This window comes from Qipengyuania aestuarii, from assembly GCF_019711535.1.
GTDB classification, from domain to species: Bacteria; Pseudomonadota; Alphaproteobacteria; order Sphingomonadales; family Sphingomonadaceae; genus Qipengyuania; species Qipengyuania aestuarii.
Genome location: NZ_JAIGNP010000003.1, coordinates 866620 through 882530, shown reverse-complemented (window position 1 = coordinate 882530; position 15911 = coordinate 866620). Strand labels below are relative to the sequence as shown.

Sequence of the window (15911 nt, the reverse complement as noted above, 5' to 3'; positions counted from 1 at the left end):
GGGACAGGAGCGATTTTGCATGGCGCATGATTCACGAATAATGGCCGAGGCGGCTGACTGGGCGATGCGGACGGCCGAGCCCGACTTCGCAGCATGGGAGGACTTCACGCTGTGGCTGGAGCAATCGCCGGCGCATAACGCCGCCTATGATCACGCGGTGATGGCCGCCGAAACGAGCGCCGAGGCGCTGCGCCTGGCCCCGGCCAATGACGGCGCTCCCCCCGAAGTGTCCGACACCCCGCGCCGGAATTACCGCTGGTATGGCGCGGCGCTGGCCGCCTGTGTCGCCCTGCTGTGTGCGCTGTGGTTGTGGCAGCCGGGCGCGGGCGAAGAGATGTACCGCACGGCTCCAGGCGAAACGCAGCTGGTGCAGCTTGGCGATGGCAGTTCGATCCTGCTCGGCGGTGACAGCGCGCTGACGCTGGAAAGTGATCAGACGCGCTATGCGCGCCTCGATCAGGGCCGTGCCTTGTTCCGCATCGAACATGACGAACGCGCGCCGTTTCATCTGGATGTCGGTTCTTCCACCCTGGTCGATGCAGGCACGGTGTTCGACGTAGCGATCCGGTCGGCCCAGATCCGGGTGGGCGTTTCCGAAGGCGCGGTGATCTATAATCCCGAACAGCAGAACCGGATGGTCAATCCCGGCCAGTTGCTGACCATCGCCAGCGCAGACGGCTCATACCGCCTCGATCAGCTTTCCACCGACCAGGTGGGCGAATGGCAGGACGGCCGCCTGACGTTCCGCGATGCATCTCTGGCAGACGTCGCGGCCGAAATCGCGGCCGAGACCGGGGTGGATTACCGGGTATCGCCCGGCAGCCGCGAGCGTCCGGTTTCAGGCAGCGTCCTGCTCGATCCCTTGAAATCGGATCCGGCAATGCTCGGCGAATTGCTGGGCATCCGGGTCGAGCGTGAAGAGACCGGCTGGGTCCTCCACGCCGAGTGACGATGCGGACCGGGCCTGCCTGCACGCTTGCCGTGATTTGCGCGCTGGCATCGCCAGCTGCCGCAGAGGATATGGCCATTGATGCGCCGGCGGGACCGGTCGCGGAATCGGCCATCGCCATCGCCCGCCAGACCGGCACGAGCATCGTGATCGCCGACAGCGCCGTATCCAGGCGCCGCGCGCCGCGCATAAGCGGCCGCATGAGTCCGCGCGAGGCAGTGCACCGTCTCGCACGCAGCGTGAATGCGAGGGCAGTGCCCTTGCGCGGCGGCGCCTGGCGGATCGAACCGGCTCCGCGCCAACTCTCCCGCAGATCGCCGCCGAAAAAGCAGTCGAGGCAAACGGCCCAGACACAGCCTGCGGTGCCGCTTCCCCCACCGGCGCCCATGCCAGAAATCGTCGTCATCGCCAGCAAGCGGGATACCAAGCTGCAGGATCTCCCCGCGCAGGCATCTATCCTGACGGGCGAAGAGCTGGAACTGGGCGGGGTCGGCGGGACCGAACGGATCACCCAGCGCATCGCGACGGTGGCATCCACCTATCTCGGCAGCGGTCGCAACAAGCTGTTCATTCGCGGCATCGCCGATTCCAGTTTCACAGGGCCGACGCAGGCGACCGTGGGGCAGTACCTAGGGGATATGCGGCTGAGCTATAACGCGCCCGACCCCGATCTTCGGCTATCCGATCTCGAGCGTGTCGAAGTGCTCGAAGGGCCGCAAGGCACGCTCTACGGGGCCGGCTCGCTCGGCGGCATCATCCGGATGGTGCCCAACTCCCCCGACCTCGATTACGCATCGCTGCGCGGTACGCTCGGCGGCGGGCTGACCCAGGGCGGCACCGGCAGCGCCGATGCCGGCGTCATGGTGAATATCCCGCTCCTTACCGATCGGGCCGCCATCAGGGTGGTCGCCGATGCGGCAAGCGAGGGCGGCTATATCGACAAGCCGATGCTCGGCCGTGACAACGTCAACCGCACCGAAATCCTTTCGGGGCGAGCCATGGCGCGGCTGCAACTTGCGCCCGACTGGACCGTAGATGTCATTGGGTTGGCGCAATCGACCCGGGCCGACGACAGCCAGTATACCGCCAGGAACGGGCCGCCTTACGAAAGCATGGCCCGCGTACAGGAAGGGTCCGCCGCTGATTACCGGCACGGCCAGCTCGTTGTCGCCGGGCGAATGGGCACGGTCCATCTGCGGTCCACGACCGGCATCGTCAGCCAGGACCTGGAGGAGCGCTACGATGCGACCACGGTCGAACAGAACGAGCGGATTTTCACGCAGCGCAATCACACCAACATGCTGGCGCACGAAACCCGGCTGTGGCGACCGCTCGACGACACGCAGACGCTCGGATGGCTGGCCGGGGTCAGCTTGATCGATAACGAGACTCAGCTGAGCCGCTCCCTCCAGCAGCAGATCCTGCGCTCCGCGACGCCGGGTGTCGTGAATACCGTGACCGAAGCGACTGCCTATGGCGAAGTGTCCGTGCGGCTTCGCAAGGGCCTCATCGCCTCGGCGGGCGCGCGCTATACCACGGTGCGGCTCGGCGGCGGTGCTGAAGACGTGCCCCTCGCGCTGATGATTGCGCGGGCGGAAGTTACCGAGAGCCGGACGCAATCGGCCTTCCTTCCGTCCGTCTCTCTGGTCGCCCATCCAGGCCCCTCCACAAGCCTCTATGCGCGCTATCAGGAAGGCTTTCGGCCCGGCGGTCTTGCCATCGAAAAGGAATTTGTCCGGCGGTTCGAACAGGACCACGCCCGCGCGATCGAATTTGGCATCCGCAACGGCCGGCCGGGACGAGACCCGTTCGATCTCGCCGTGAACCTGTCCTATACGCGATGGGAGGACATCCAGGCGGATTTCATCGATGATTTCGGCCTGCCCAGCACCGCCAATATCGGGGATGGCCGGGTCTGGAGCGTCAGTGCCACGGGCGGCGCGCGCCTAGCGCCGGGCCTGCGGCTGAGCGGCGGCCTGACAGTCAACGAAAGCCATATCGATGAGCCGCGGCTGCTGGCCGCTTCGCGTGTAAGCCACGTTCCGAACATCGCGCGGTTTTCGGGCAGAGCCGGGATCGAATATTCGTATCCGGTCAGCCGGGATCTCGATCTCGATGCGCGGCTGTGGGCAAGCTATATCGGCAAATCCCGGCTCGGCATGGGGCCCGAACTCGGCGATCTGCAAGGCGACTATCTCGACAGCGGTGCCACAGTGCGCCTCGGCAATCCGCGGGTCGGCGCAACGCTCGCCATTACCAATCTCGCAGACACCGTAGGCAATCGCTTCGCGCTGGGAACGCCCTTTGCCGTCATGCGCGAACAAGTGACGCCGCTGCGCCCGCGCTCGATCCGCCTGGGCGTCGATTTTTCTTTCTGACTCTGTGCGATCAAAAAATGTCGCGCCGGGCCAAGGCAATCCGCCGAGGTCTCCGTCCCCCTCTCTGACACAGACGGAGGACTTCATGTATCGTACCCTTCTGGCCGGCAGCGCGCTTGCTGCCCTGGCTACCCCGCTTGCCGCCCAGACAGTCGTCGACGCGAAACGCACGCAGCCGATCCGCACCTCGCAGCTGAAGAACGGCGCAGGAGACGCGGTAAAGGTCACAAAGGACGGATCGGTCGAGCTGACTGCCGGTTCGGCGATCATCGTGGATTCCGACCATAGCGCCACCAATGAAGGCAAGCTTGTCGTCAGCAATGCCGACGGGGCGAGCGGCATCGAAGTCACGGGCGACCGGCAGGGCAGCATCGTCAATTCCGGCAGCATCACGATTGATGAAACCTACACCCCGACCGACAGCGACAAGGACGGCGATCTTGATGGCCCCTTCGCGGTCGGGACCGACCGCGCCGGTATCCGGGTCCGCGGCAATCTGACCGGGGACATCCGCCACACAGGCACCATTGCAGTGGAAGGCAACCAGTCCGCCGGCATTTCAGTCGCGGGAACGCTGGACGGCAAGTTCGTGCATGACGGCAAGACCAGCGTGCTCGGCAACGAAACTATGGGCGTAAGCCTGCATGACGTCACGGGCGATGTGCGACTGGCCGGCACCGTCACCGCGATCGGTCAGGGTGCGACGGCCGCCAAGTTTGCGGGCGACATCGACGGCGCGCTGGTGGTTCAGGGAGACATCGGAAGCACCGGCTACCGTTATACCACCGCACCTGGAGACGCCTCGAAACTGGATGCGGACGACCTTCTCCAGGGCGGCAGCGCCGTCGTGGTGGAAGGCGATGTGGCCAAGGGCATCATCTTCGCCGTCGCGCCCAAGGATGCCGACAAGGACAATCCCGATGAAGACAAGGACGGGATCGAGGACGCCAAGGAAGGAAACGCCAAGGTCGTATCCTATGGCGCGGCTCCTGCCGTCGTGATCGGCGCCGCCGACCGCGATATTGCGATCGGACGGGTGGCAGCAACCGGCACGGGCTTCGGCCTCATCGTCGATGGCGCTATCGCAGGCCAGGGTGTCTACGCCGGAATAGACGGTAACGGCATGGTCATCGGGGGCCGCGGCGGTGCGGTATCGATCGCCAATGGCATGGGCGTCTCAGGCAGCATTGCCGCGACTTCGAAAGATGCAGATGCGACTGCCCTGCGCTTTGGCGCAGGCGCGTCGACCGGCGAACTGCGCAATGCGGGAACCATCACGGCAGCGGGCGGCAAGGCGACCGGCGCAGTGTCAACCGCAGTCGCGATCGACAGCGGCGCGGCCCTGCCCGTCCTGCGCAACAGCGGCACCATCCGGGCGACTGCGGGCGGCAAGGATGGCACCGCCATCGCCATCGTCGATCGCAGCGGTACGCTCACTTCGGTCGAGAACAGCGGAAAGATCGTGGCGAGCGGCCCCGAAGCCGCGTCCGGACGCAAGATCGCGATCGATTTGACCAGTGTCACTTCGGGCGCCACCGTCTCGCAGACGGCGGTTGGCTCGGGCGTCGAAGCCCCTCTGATCGAGGGCGACATCCGCTTTGGTAGCGGCGACGACGTGCTGAAGATTGCGGATGGCAAGGTAACCGGCAACGTGTCCTTCGGGGCCGGGACCAATCGCCTGACCATGTCCGGCGATGGCCAATATGCGGGGAACGTCGCCCAGGTCGGCGCGCTCGCTCTCTCCAACACCTCCACCTTCTCTGGCCAGGCCGATTTCGGCGGTGCAGCGGGATCGCTGACGCTGACGGACAAGGCCGTCTTCAGCGGCAAGCTGCTGCAGGGCCAAAACGTCGCCGTGGCGGTCAACGGAGGCACGCTCGACCTTGCATCGCCGACGTCGATCGCCTCGCTCGACGTTGGCGCAACCGGCACCATCGTCGCTACGCTGAGCAAGGATGCAGGTGCCGGCAGCGCGCTGACCGTGGGCGGAAATGCCAGCTTCGCCGATGGTGCCAAGCTGAAGCTTAGGCTCACCGACATCGACAATGCGGAAGGCACCTACACCGTCATCCGCGCTGGCAGCCTTACCGGCGCAGGCGATCTCGACACCGACAGCACGCTGGTGCCCTTCATCTTCAAGGCGGCACTGGCAGTCAATCAATCGGCAGGCGAAATAAATGTCGCGATTTCCCGCAAGGATACAAAGGATCTGGGCCTGAACCGGGCCGAGGCCGGTACTTATGACGCGCTCTACAAGGCCCTGTCCGCCGACGATGATGTTGCCGGCGTTTTCTTAGGGATCACCGATGCGAAGCTGTTCGCTGCCACGGTCGCTCAGACGCTGCCCGATCATGCAGGCGGAGCCTTCGATGGCATTAGCCTGGGCATGCGCACATTCGCGCGCTCCCTCGCCGCGCCGCAAGGCCCGATGGAGCAGGAAGGCAGGCTAAGGGTCATCCTCGATGCAGCCGGATGGGATTCGAGCAAGGGCAGAGACGAATCCGCCACCTATGATCTCGACGGACTTGGCTTTTCCGGCGGTCTCGAACTGGTCACCGGACTGGGCAAGATCGGTGCCACCGCCAACTGGCTGTGGAACGAGCATGAAACCGGCGTCGAGAACTCGATCATCTCGAACACGTATGAAGCCGCGCTGTTCTGGCGCGGTCATTGGGGCGCATTCTCGGCTTTCGCGCGCGGCTCCTATGGCTTCAGCGACTTCGAGGGATCGCGTTACTTCGTCGGCATGAATGGCGAAGAGAAGATCGAACGCCGGATCGAACGCGACTGGTCGGGCAACACGACCTCCTTCATCGCAGGCGGCTCGATGGAAGGCGGCTGGCAGTATTTCTTCATCCGGCCATCGGTCACCGTCGACTACGTGCGGCTGAGCGAAGACGGATATGAGGAAAGCGGCGGCGGGAAGGCGCTCGACCTCGTGATCGAGGATCGCACCAGCGACGAGCTCGGCCTTAACCTCGCCACCGCGGTCGGCTTCGACCTTCTGGGCATGAGCAGCGGAGACGACAATTGGTTCCGCCTCGAAGCCGAGGGCGGTTGGCGCGAAATCCTCGACGGCGCGCTGGGTGCGACGACCGCACACTTCGGTGAAGGCGAGGCGTTCACCTTGGTTCCGGACGAACGGGAAAGTGGATGGTTTGCGCGCCTGCGCGGTCAGGGCGGCGATAATTATTACACGGTGACCGGCGAACTGTCGGCAGAGCAGCGCAACGACAAGGTCGGGTATGCCCTGCGCACCGTAGTCAACTTCGCTTTGTAAGAAGCTTCACGAACGGGTCCGGCGAATTCGATCTCCCTGCCCCAACCCCAACGGGTTTGTCGGACTCCAGACCCGGGCGCCTCACGGCGTCCGGGTCGCCCTTTTCATAGGCAGGCGGAAAGGCCCGCAACCAGTCAGTCGACTTGCGCCGCCCCAAGCTGCGGGTTGAGGGTCGAGATATGGTTCAGCCAGCTCTTGGGCTGACGCAGCAGTTTTTTGGGGTATTCTATCCTTAACCCCATGATGCGTCCGATCTCGCCGACGAAGTGAATGCAGTTCCGGCTGTCGAGGTCGTAATATTTGCCCGACGCATTGCGCCAGTCCTCGACCATTTTGCGCACCTCGCGGTATTCGGCGTCGGTCATGCTGAGAGTGAAATGGCGATTAGTCTTAGTCAGCCATTTCTCCTTCTCGGTCATTACGATGTGTTCGACCGGACCGGCCAGGACAGCCGGGCCAGCGCGCTTTGCCGAGAAACCGAAATTCTCTTTCACCGGCGTTCCATCATTCAACGTGCCCTCCATGGACACGAAGGTGTGCGGATAGCGACCCGCGAAGATCGATCCGTTGAAGGAATGGAAAGTGATGTCGACCGAGGCCGCCGCCATGGAAGCCCAGGCGAAGGCGATGAGAACGGCAAGATGTCTGAAGATGCGAACCATGGCGAGCCTTTTACACCGGCGCGCCATGAATTCGCAATGACTGGCCTCAGCCACTTGCCAGCAGCGTGGCGTTGCCGCCCGCTGCCGTGGTATCGATGCAGACTACGCGTTCGGTCGCAAAGCGCTGAACATAGTGCGGTCCGCCGGCCTTGGGACCAGTTCCCGAGAGCCCTTCCCCGCCGAAAGGCTGGCTCTCCACGACCGCACCGATCTGGTTGCGATTGACGTAGAAATTGCCGACCTTGGCGCGCGATTCGATGAAAGCGCGCATGTCGTCGTTGCGGCTATGCAGTCCCAGGGTCAGGCCGTAGCCCGTGGCGTTGATGTCATCCATCACCCGGCCGATCTCAGATGCCTTGTACTTCACGACATGCAGGATCGGGCCGAAATTCTCGCGTTTCAGGTCGAGAATGGAACTGACCTCGATGATGGTCGGCGCAACATAGCAACCGGCCGATGCACCGCGGTGCAGGCGGCGGCGCCAAACCTGCGATCCACCGGTCTGACGGCGGGCGATGTGCCTCTCGAGCGCAGCTTTGGCATCCGGATCGATGACGGGGCCGACGTCAGTGGCGAGATTTTCAGGATTGCCGATCGTCAGCGCTTTGAAGGCGCCGCGGATCATCTCCAGCATCTCGTCGTAAACGTCTTCCTGAATATGCAGGACTCGCAGGGCCGAACACCGCTGGCCCGCGCTCTGGAAGGCGCTGGCCACTACGTCACGCGTAACCTGTTCGGGCAGCGCGGTCGAATCGACGATCATGGCATTCTGGCCGCCGGTTTCGGCGATCAACGTGGCGATCGGCCCGTCGCGCGCGGCCAGGCTGCGGTTGATGGCCTGCGCCGTCTGGGTCGAACCGGTGAACGACACGCCCGCAATACGCGGATCGGAAGTGATGAATTCACCCACGTCGCCTGCGCCCGGCAACAGCTGAAAGACCTCTTCGGGAATGCCGGCCTGATGGCACAATTCGACTGCCAGCGCCGCGATGAGCGGGGTCTGTTCAGCAGGCTTGGCCACGACCGTGTTGCCCGCTGCCATTGCAGCGGCAGGCGTTCCGATGAAGATCGCGAGCGGGAAGTTCCACGGCGAGATGCAGGCGAACACGCCCCGACCGTTGAGAGTAAGCCGGTTTTCTTCGCCCGTCGGTCCGGGCAGCGGAATCGGCTGATCGAACAACCGGCGCGCCTCGGTGGCGTAGTAGCGCAGGAAATCGACGGCTTCGCGCAGTTCGAGCACGGCGTCCTGCAGGGTCTTGCCGGCTTCGCGCTGGCAGAGCGAGAGAAACTCGTCCGTATGCTCTTCAAACAGGTCGGCAGCCGCTTCGAGCAACACGGCACGCTTTTCGCCGCCGAGCGCATTCCAGCCCGGCTGGATCGCCTGTGCCCGCGTGATCGCTTCCTCTACTTCGAAATCCAGTGCATCACGGCGGGTCCCCACCTGCGCGGACAGATCGTGTGGCTTGTTGATCGGCGCAACCTCGCCGTCGGCCCCCGACATGAAAGTCGGTTCGGCGCGCCACTGTTTTGCATCCAGCTTCTCCAGCCGTTCAAGCAGCGGTTCGCGTACCAGCGGATCGCTGAGGTCGATACCGGCCGAATTGCGGCGGTTCGGGAAAATGTCTGCGGGAAGCGGGATCGCCGGATTGCGATAAGGCTCGAGCGCCTTCATGTCGGCGATGGGGCATGTCGTCAGCTCCTCTACCGGCACATCGGCATCGGCCATGCGGTTGACGAAGCTCGAATTCGCGCCGTTCTCCAGGAGGCGGCGCACGAGATAGGCCAACAGGTCCTTGTGCGTGCCGGTTGGTGCGTAAATCCGCACATTGGTGCGCGCATTGCCTTCGATCTGGGCAAGCGTCCCGTAGACATCTTCTCCCATGCCGTGGAGGCGCTGGAATTCGAAGTCCTTGCCGCCCGCGATCGCCTTGATCGCACCAATCGTATAGGCATTGTGGGTGGCAAAAGCGGGATAGATGACATCGTCACAGGCCAGCAGCTTCTCCGCGCAGGCCAGATAGCTGACATCGGTGCCGAGCTTCCGAGTGAACACTGGGAAATCGTCGAACCCGCCAACCTGGCTGAGCTTGATTTCGGTGTCCCAGTAAGCACCCTTCACCAGCCGCACGAAGAACCTGCGGTCATATTTGCGGGCCAGACGCGCAGCCCATTCACACATGGGCACGCCGCGCTTCTGATAGGCCTGAATGGCGAGGCCGAAACCTTCCCACTGGCTACCGTCGGGGCGCGTGAAAAGGCTGTCGTCACGTGCCAGCGCCTCGATGATGTCCATAGACAATTCGAGCCGGTCGGCTTCCTCGGCGTCGATGGTGAAGTGGATGTTCGCATCCCGCGCCTTGGTCATCAGGTGGCGGACGATCGGCAGCAGATCGCCGACAGCAAGGTCGGCATGGAGGAAGGAATATCGCGGATGCAGCGCCGAAAGCTTGACCGAAATTCCGGGGCTGGTCGATACCTTGCCAGTTCCTTCGCGAGCCAGGCGGTCGATGGCGCGTTCATACGCCGCGGCGTATCGATCGGCGTCCTCATAGGTCATCGCGGCTTCGCCCAGCATGTCGATGCTATGCGTAAGACCGCGAGCGCGTTCCGGCGAAGCGCGCTTCATCGCCTCTTCGATAGTGCGCCCATAGACGAACTGACCGCCCAGAATCCGCATGGCTTGCAGCGTCGCCTTCCGAATGACCGGCTCGCCGAGGCGATTGATCGTGCGCTTGAGCGTCGACCCCATGCCCCTCTGGGCTTCCTCAGGCCGTTCGAGCACTTCGCCCGTAAGCATCAGCGAGAATGTCGCAGCATTGACGAAGGTCGACGAGCTTTCACCCACATGCTCGGACCAGTCGATGTCGCCGATTTTGTCCCGGATCAGCGCATCGGCCGTCGCCGCGTCTGGTACGCGAAGAAGAGCTTCGGCGAGGCACATGAGCGCCACGCCCTCTTCGGTGGCCAGTCCGTACTGGTGCAGGAAAGCGTCGATCCCGCTCGCCTTGCGGCTTCGTGCGCCTTCGATCAGCCGACCGGCAAGATCCGCCGCCTCCGCATGTTTCGCTGCGGATGAAGAGGCCTGTTCCATCCGTCGGGCGACGCAGGCGTTTTCTTCCTCGCGATAGGCTTCGCGCACGGCCTGGCGAGAGATCGGGGAAAGACGGACAGGATCATTCAAAGCCATACGACTCCGGGGGAAACAGGGTTTACGGATGATGGCCACTTGGACCTCATGCAGGCCGCTTTCAAGCTCTGTGAATTCCGGCCCTAGCGTAACTCACGCTCAGCGAACCACTGCTGCAGGGCCTGCACTGCTTCAGCCGGAAGGTGGAGACCCAGCTTGCTGCGCCGCCACAACACGTCTTCGGCGCCGAGAGCGAATTCGTTGGCGATGAGGTATTCGACCTCCACTTCATACAGATCGCCGCCGAAGTGCTGGCCGAGATCGGCCAGTGACCCGGCCTTGCCGATCAGCGCATCAAGCCTGGTGCCGTATGCGCGTGCGAGGCGCAGCAGCATTTCAGGCGGGACCCATTCATACCGCTCGCTCGCTGCCCAGAGAAATCGGGCGAAATCGCTATCCGCCATGTCACCACCTGGAAGAGGCGCATCTGCTGTCCAGCGCTTGCGGGAAGCATTGGCATGCGGTGCGAGCTTGGCGAGAGCGTGCTCGGCAAGCTTGCGGTACGTTGTGATCTTGCCGCCGTAGACGGACAGGATCGGCGCGCCGCCCTCTGTTTCAAGCTCGAACACATAATCGCGCGTCACAGTTGAATTGCTGGCCGCCTTATCTTCGTAAAGCGGGCGCACCCCGGCATAGGTATGGACGATGTCTTCTTCCGTAACGCCGCTTCGGAAATACTTCGTCGCGGCCTTGCGAAGATAGTCGCGCTCTTCGCGACTGATATGAACATGGTCGAGATCGCCTTCGTAGAGCAGATCGGTCGTGCCAATGAGAGTGTAATCGCGCTCGTAGGGAATGGCGAAGACGATCCGCGCGTCATCCTGCTGGAAGATATAGGCGTGATCGCCCGGATAGGCGCGCGGCACGATGATGTGACTGCCTTTCACCAAGCGTAGATGCGCAGGAGTACCTCGGCCCAGCGCGGTTTTCGCCACCTGATCGACCCACGGACCGGCTGCATTGACGACCGTCCGTGCCGCCACTTGCCGTTCGCCACTTTCGTCGCGCAGGGTGACCAGCCATTGATCGGTCTGCCGCACGAAGCCGACACATTCGGTGCGCGTGTGAATGCTTGCCCCTCGGGCCGCAGCATCCATTGCCGTCAGCACGACCAGTCGGCTGTCTTCTACCCAGCAATCCGAATATTCGAATCCGGTCTCATAACCGTCTCGCAGGATCGATCGGTGCGGACTGACGCCGAGATCGACCTGCCGGGAGCCCGGAAGCTTCTTGCGCCCGCCGAGCCAATCATAAAGGCCCATGCCGATCCGCAACATCCACTTCGGGCGCATGCTCGCCTCGTGCGGTAGAACGAAGCGCAGCGGCCAGATGATGTGCGGGGCATTGCGCAGCAAAACCTCCCGCTCGCGCAAAGACTCCGCCACTAGGCGAAATTCGAACTGTTCGAGATAACGCAAACCGCCATGCACCAGCTTGGTGCTGGCAGACGAAGTATGGGAAGCCAGATCGTCCTTCTCCACCAGCGCGACCTTCATTCCACGGCCTGCCGCATCGCGGGCGATGCCCGCTCCATTGATGCCCCCGCCGATGATCAGAAGATCGAAAGGATCGCTCACCGCTCGTTCAGCACCCGGCCGGCGATCGCATCGAGCTTGGCTAACAGGCCACGATCCTGTTTCTCCGGTGCCGTGATGATCGCAGAATCGAGCGCCCGATCGATCGGGGAAGGCGGACGCCGTTTGGGCAAACTCAGGCACAACTCCTCGACCGTGGCGACGGCAAGTTCGGCATTCTTGCCCATCTGTTCGATGATGACACCCACGTCGACCGCCGCCTCTTCCTCGCGCCAGCTGTCCCAGTCGGTCACCATCGCCAGCATGGCGTAAGGCAGCTCGGCCTCACGCGCGAGCTTGGCCTCGGGCATTCCGGTCATGCCGATGACTTCGGCGCCCCAGTGGCGATAAAGTCGGCTCTCGGCGCGGGTTGAGAATTGCGGACCCTCCATCGCAAGATAGGTTGCTCCCATCGTCACTTCGCCCCCGGCCTTCTCGACCGCCTTCACCGCGTATTTGGAAAGCCGTTCGCAGACAGGATCACCCATGGAAACATGCGCCACGAAACCATTATCGAAGAAGGTCGACGGACGGCCCTTAGTGTGATCGATGAACTGATCGACACAGACGAAGCGGCCTGGCGGCAGATCTTCCGACAGGGAACCAACCGCGCTGATCGCCAGAATATCGGTGCAGCCGGCGCGTTTGAGGGCATCGATATTGGCGCGGGAATCGACTTTTCCCGGGATGATGGGATGGCCGCGCCCATGGCGCGGTAGGAAGCGGACCCGCACGTTGCCGATGGTGCCGCACAGGATCTTGTCGGACGGCTTGCCCCACGGCGAAGAAACCTCGATCCATTGACGGTCCTCGAGCGCCTGCATCGCATACAGGCCCGAGCCGCCGATGATCCCGATGGTCCATTCACTCATAATCAGTTCCTTATTAACCGCCGCGCCCATGGCTTCGAGGCGTCACCGGCAGGTTTGCATTTTGGGTTAACAAGGGGGAGGGGCTTGGGGAAGCCGGGTCGACAACTAAAGTTGCCAGGTCTGCAAACCTATTCATTCCTCTTCACCGCCGGCCTGTTTGACACGCGCGGCACTTTTACGCGCATTCATCGTATAGGAACCGTCGCATCGTCATAACCCGGGGGAACATCTGTGCCAGGCCTGCAACCGCTCACTTTCGCAACTCTCACGCATCGTCTGCGCGATTTGCACCAGCGAACTCAGGATACCCCGCTTTTCAATCCCGTGTTCCAGCTCGCACACGACCTCTCCCGCGAACTGGAGGCGGGTGAGCTCTCTCTCGATGACTTTGCAACGCTTATCGCAGAACTTGAAACGCGCTCGCTCGAAGCGCGCGCCGACCGGATGTGCGACCTCGTAACGCCCAAAAGTACCGCGAAGCGCATGGCCGGCTTCTGTACCGGGGCGAGCGATTTCGAAGCGTTCCGCGAACGATGGTCGCATCCGCAGCTGCATGTGGTCTTTACCGCTCATCCGACCTTCCTGCTTACGCCGGCCCAGACCGATGTCGTCGCCGAAGCGGCCAGCGGCGGCGATGCGGTGGCGCCAGTCGAAGCTGGTCGCCCGGAGATTACCCTGCGTTACGAACATTCGCGGGCGATGGCAGCGATGGCCAACGCTCAGGACGCCCGGGATGCGATCAACACCAGCCTGTTCGAATGTGCGGCAAGCGAATGGCCCGACCAGTGGCGCTCACTCGAGCCGCTGCCCTTCCGGTTTGCAAGCTGGGTGGGCTACGACATGGACGGGCGCACCGACATCAAGTGGTATACTTCGATTTCCTTCCGCCTCGCCGAAAAAGCGCAGCGACTGGAACGTTATGCCGATCAGTTGGCACAGATCGATGCTTCCCACTCCCTGGTAGATAGGCTGCGCAAGGCGCAGAAACGCACCGAGGCCAGTGCAGACGAATTTGCGGGGGATCTGTCCGACCGCGCCGATCTCTCGGCTGCGGCCAACCGGCTCACCGCGGATGGCGACGACAAGCTCTTAAGTCTCCGCCCGGTCATCGAGGCGCTGGAAGAAGAAGCATTGTCTGCCGAGCAGGAAAGGGCGATCGCTCTCAAAGGACTCGCCGCCGCGATGCGGGCGGACGGGCTGGGCATGGGTCTCATTCATTTCAGAGTGAACGCGAAGCAACTTCATAACGCCATTCGGTCGCGTATCGATGGGGGGGCCGATCTCGACCTCGGAAGTCAGGGAGCCATCGGTGCCTTGCGCGACCTGCTCAAAAATGCCGAACCGCTTTCGGCCAATTTTGCCTCGCTTGCTGTCGAGAGCAGTACCGCCGTGCGCCAGTTTCTGGCCATGGCGCAAATGCTCAAGCATATCGATGCCGACGCGCCGATCCGCATGCTTGTCGCTGAATGCGAACAGCCCGCGACAGTTCTTGCCGCGCTCTATTTCGCGAAGCTCTTCGGGATAGAAGACAAGGTCGACGTGTCGCCGCTTTTCGAAACCGAAACTGCGTTGGAACATGGCGGCAGATTCCTCGATGCCCTGCTCGCCGAAGAGGCCTTCCAGGATTACGCCCGCAAGCGCGGCCGCGTAGCGATCCAGACCGGGTTCTCCGATGCTGGCCGCTTCGTCGGCCAGATTCCCGCCAGCTTGGCCATCGAGCGTCTTCAGGGCCGTTTATCGGATGCGATGGCGGCCAATGACATGACCGATGTCGCTGCGCTCGTCTTCAATACACATGGCGAAGGCATGGGCCGCGGCGCCCATCCCGCAAGCTTCAAGGACCGGCTCGAATGGCCAATGAGCCCGTGGGCACGCCGACGCTTCGCTCGGGCAGGTATTCGCCTCGAACCCGAAGCGAGTTTTCAGGGCGGTGACGGCTACCTGTTCTTCTCGACGCCGGAACTGGCACGGGCGACACTTTCGACGATTGCCGAGCTGGCACCGGCAGATACTGACCCGGAAGCTCCGACCGATCCTTTCTACCGGCGAACCGACCTGTCCCTCGATTTCTATCGGGCGGTGAAAGATCATCAGCAGGATCATCTCGCCAGCCGGACATATAGCCGGGCAGTAACCGCTTTCGGACTCGGACTGCTCGATTCGACCGGGAGCCGTGTATCGCGGCGCCAGTCGGATCTTTCGGCCGACCGCGAAATGAGTCTTCGCCAGATCCGGGCAATCCCGCACAATGCGATTCTGCAGCAGCTCGGCTACCCGGTGAATATCATCGCAGGGATCGGCAGTGCGGCCGAAGGAAATTACGATGATATCGCCGAATTGCTGCGGGAATCGCCGCGCGGCCGCCAGATCATGCGTCTGGTCCGGGCATCGAATGCCTTGGCCAGCATCAAGACGGTGGCAGCTTATGGTGAGCTGTTCAATTCGGCCTATTGGGCGAGTCGCCCCTATCGCGGCACCGAAGACCACCTCGCGAATGCCTGCGAAAGCTTGGCAGAATATCTCATTCAGGATGATCGTAACGGCGTTTTCCGCCGCCTCGCCTCACGCCTGAGGGTCGACGGACTGAAACTCCACCGCCTGTTCGACTTGGTACCGGACGAGGAGCCCCATCCAGAGCGCGAACAGGTCCGCCGCACCATCGGCGTTCTTCAATCGCTCCGGCTAGCCTTGCTTCAGCACATGTTCCTCAAGGCCGTATCCGTCCCTGCCTTCAGCCGGGCCAATGACATCAGCCGCAGGGATGTTCTGGAGATGGTATTTACCCTCCGGATTGACGAGGCGCTGGCGCAGATGCGCCGGGCCTTCCCCGCGAGTTACCCGGAAACGGGCGATTTTGCCATGGAGGAAGACGCCCAGTATCCGCGTGAGGGCGGCGAAGGTTACGATGCGATCCGCCGGGATTTCATCGACCCTATCGAAGATGCGCATGCTCTCAGCCTGCGTATCTCGACCGCCATTGCAAACCTGTTCGGGGCGCACGGATAAGAG

At 62.9% G+C, this 15911-nt stretch carries 8 protein-coding genes; 4 read left to right on the top strand and 4 right to left on the bottom strand.

Annotation, left to right across the window (positions count from 1 at the left end; all coding sequences use genetic code 11):
- Positions 1-19 precede the first annotated feature (19 nt).
- The 3 genes from K3175_RS14015 (at position 20) to K3175_RS14005 (ending at position 6607) form a co-directional block, all read left to right on the top strand.
- Positions 20-949, top strand: a complete 930-nt coding sequence (locus K3175_RS14015) for a FecR family protein (RefSeq protein ID WP_221544084.1) — start codon at positions 20-22, stop codon at positions 947-949.
- A gap of 71 nt (positions 950-1020) precedes the next feature.
- Positions 1021-3327, top strand: a complete 2307-nt coding sequence (locus tag K3175_RS14010) for a TonB-dependent receptor (RefSeq protein WP_247710903.1) — start codon at positions 1021-1023, stop codon at positions 3325-3327.
- Between the two features lie 85 nt (positions 3328-3412).
- Positions 3413-6607, top strand: a complete 3195-nt coding sequence (locus tag K3175_RS14005; protein WP_221544082.1) for an autotransporter outer membrane beta-barrel domain-containing protein — start codon at positions 3413-3415, stop codon at positions 6605-6607.
- Positions 6608-6741: 134 nt separating this feature from the next.
- On the opposite strand, the gene K3175_RS14000 is transcribed toward K3175_RS14005, so the two are convergent.
- The 4 genes from K3175_RS14000 to mtnP form a co-directional block, all read right to left on the bottom strand.
- Positions 6742-7269: a hypothetical protein gene (locus K3175_RS14000; RefSeq protein ID WP_221544081.1), complete on the bottom strand. Its 528-nt coding sequence runs from the start codon at positions 7267-7269 to the stop codon at positions 6742-6744.
- 46 nt (positions 7270-7315) lie between these two features.
- On the bottom strand, positions 7316-10456 hold the full coding sequence (gene putA / locus K3175_RS13995) for a bifunctional proline dehydrogenase/L-glutamate gamma-semialdehyde dehydrogenase PutA (RefSeq protein ID WP_221544080.1): 3141 nt from the start codon (positions 10454-10456) through the stop codon (positions 7316-7318).
- An 83-nt stretch (positions 10457-10539) separates the two neighbouring features.
- The gene (glpD, locus tag K3175_RS13990) at positions 10540-12033 is read right to left on the bottom strand and encodes a glycerol-3-phosphate dehydrogenase (RefSeq protein WP_221544079.1); all 1494 of its coding nucleotides are present in this window, start codon (positions 12031-12033) and stop codon (positions 10540-10542) included.
- The gene (mtnP, locus tag K3175_RS13985; protein WP_221544078.1) at positions 12030-12902 is read right to left on the bottom strand and encodes an S-methyl-5'-thioadenosine phosphorylase; all 873 of its coding nucleotides are present in this window, start codon (positions 12900-12902) and stop codon (positions 12030-12032) included. Before mtnP ends, glpD begins: the two co-directional genes overlap by 4 nt.
- 231 nt (positions 12903-13133) lie before the next feature.
- On the opposite strand from mtnP, the gene K3175_RS13980 reads away from it, so the two are divergent.
- Positions 13134-15908, top strand: coding sequence for a phosphoenolpyruvate carboxylase (locus K3175_RS13980; protein WP_221544077.1), 2775 nt, complete (start codon positions 13134-13136; stop codon positions 15906-15908).
- Positions 15909-15911: the final 3 nt, after the last annotated feature.

Bases quoted from the DNA above. Each gene is read 5' to 3' on its own strand.
- K3175_RS14015 (WP_221544084.1), top strand. From the start codon at position 20: ATGGCGCATGATTCACGAATAATGGCCGAGGCGGCTGACTGGGCGATG.
- K3175_RS14010 (WP_247710903.1), top strand. From the start codon at position 1,021: ATGGCCATTGATGCGCCGGCGGGACCGGTCGCGGAATCGGCCATCGCC.
- K3175_RS14005 (WP_221544082.1), top strand. From the start codon at position 3,413: ATGTATCGTACCCTTCTGGCCGGCAGCGCGCTTGCTGCCCTGGCTACC.
- K3175_RS14000 (WP_221544081.1), bottom strand. From the start codon at position 7,269: ATGGTTCGCATCTTCAGACATCTTGCCGTTCTCATCGCCTTCGCCTGG.
- putA (WP_221544080.1), bottom strand. From the start codon at position 10,456: ATGGCTTTGAATGATCCTGTCCGTCTTTCCCCGATCTCTCGCCAGGCC.
- mtnP (WP_221544078.1), bottom strand. From the start codon at position 12,902: ATGAGTGAATGGACCATCGGGATCATCGGCGGCTCGGGCCTGTATGCG.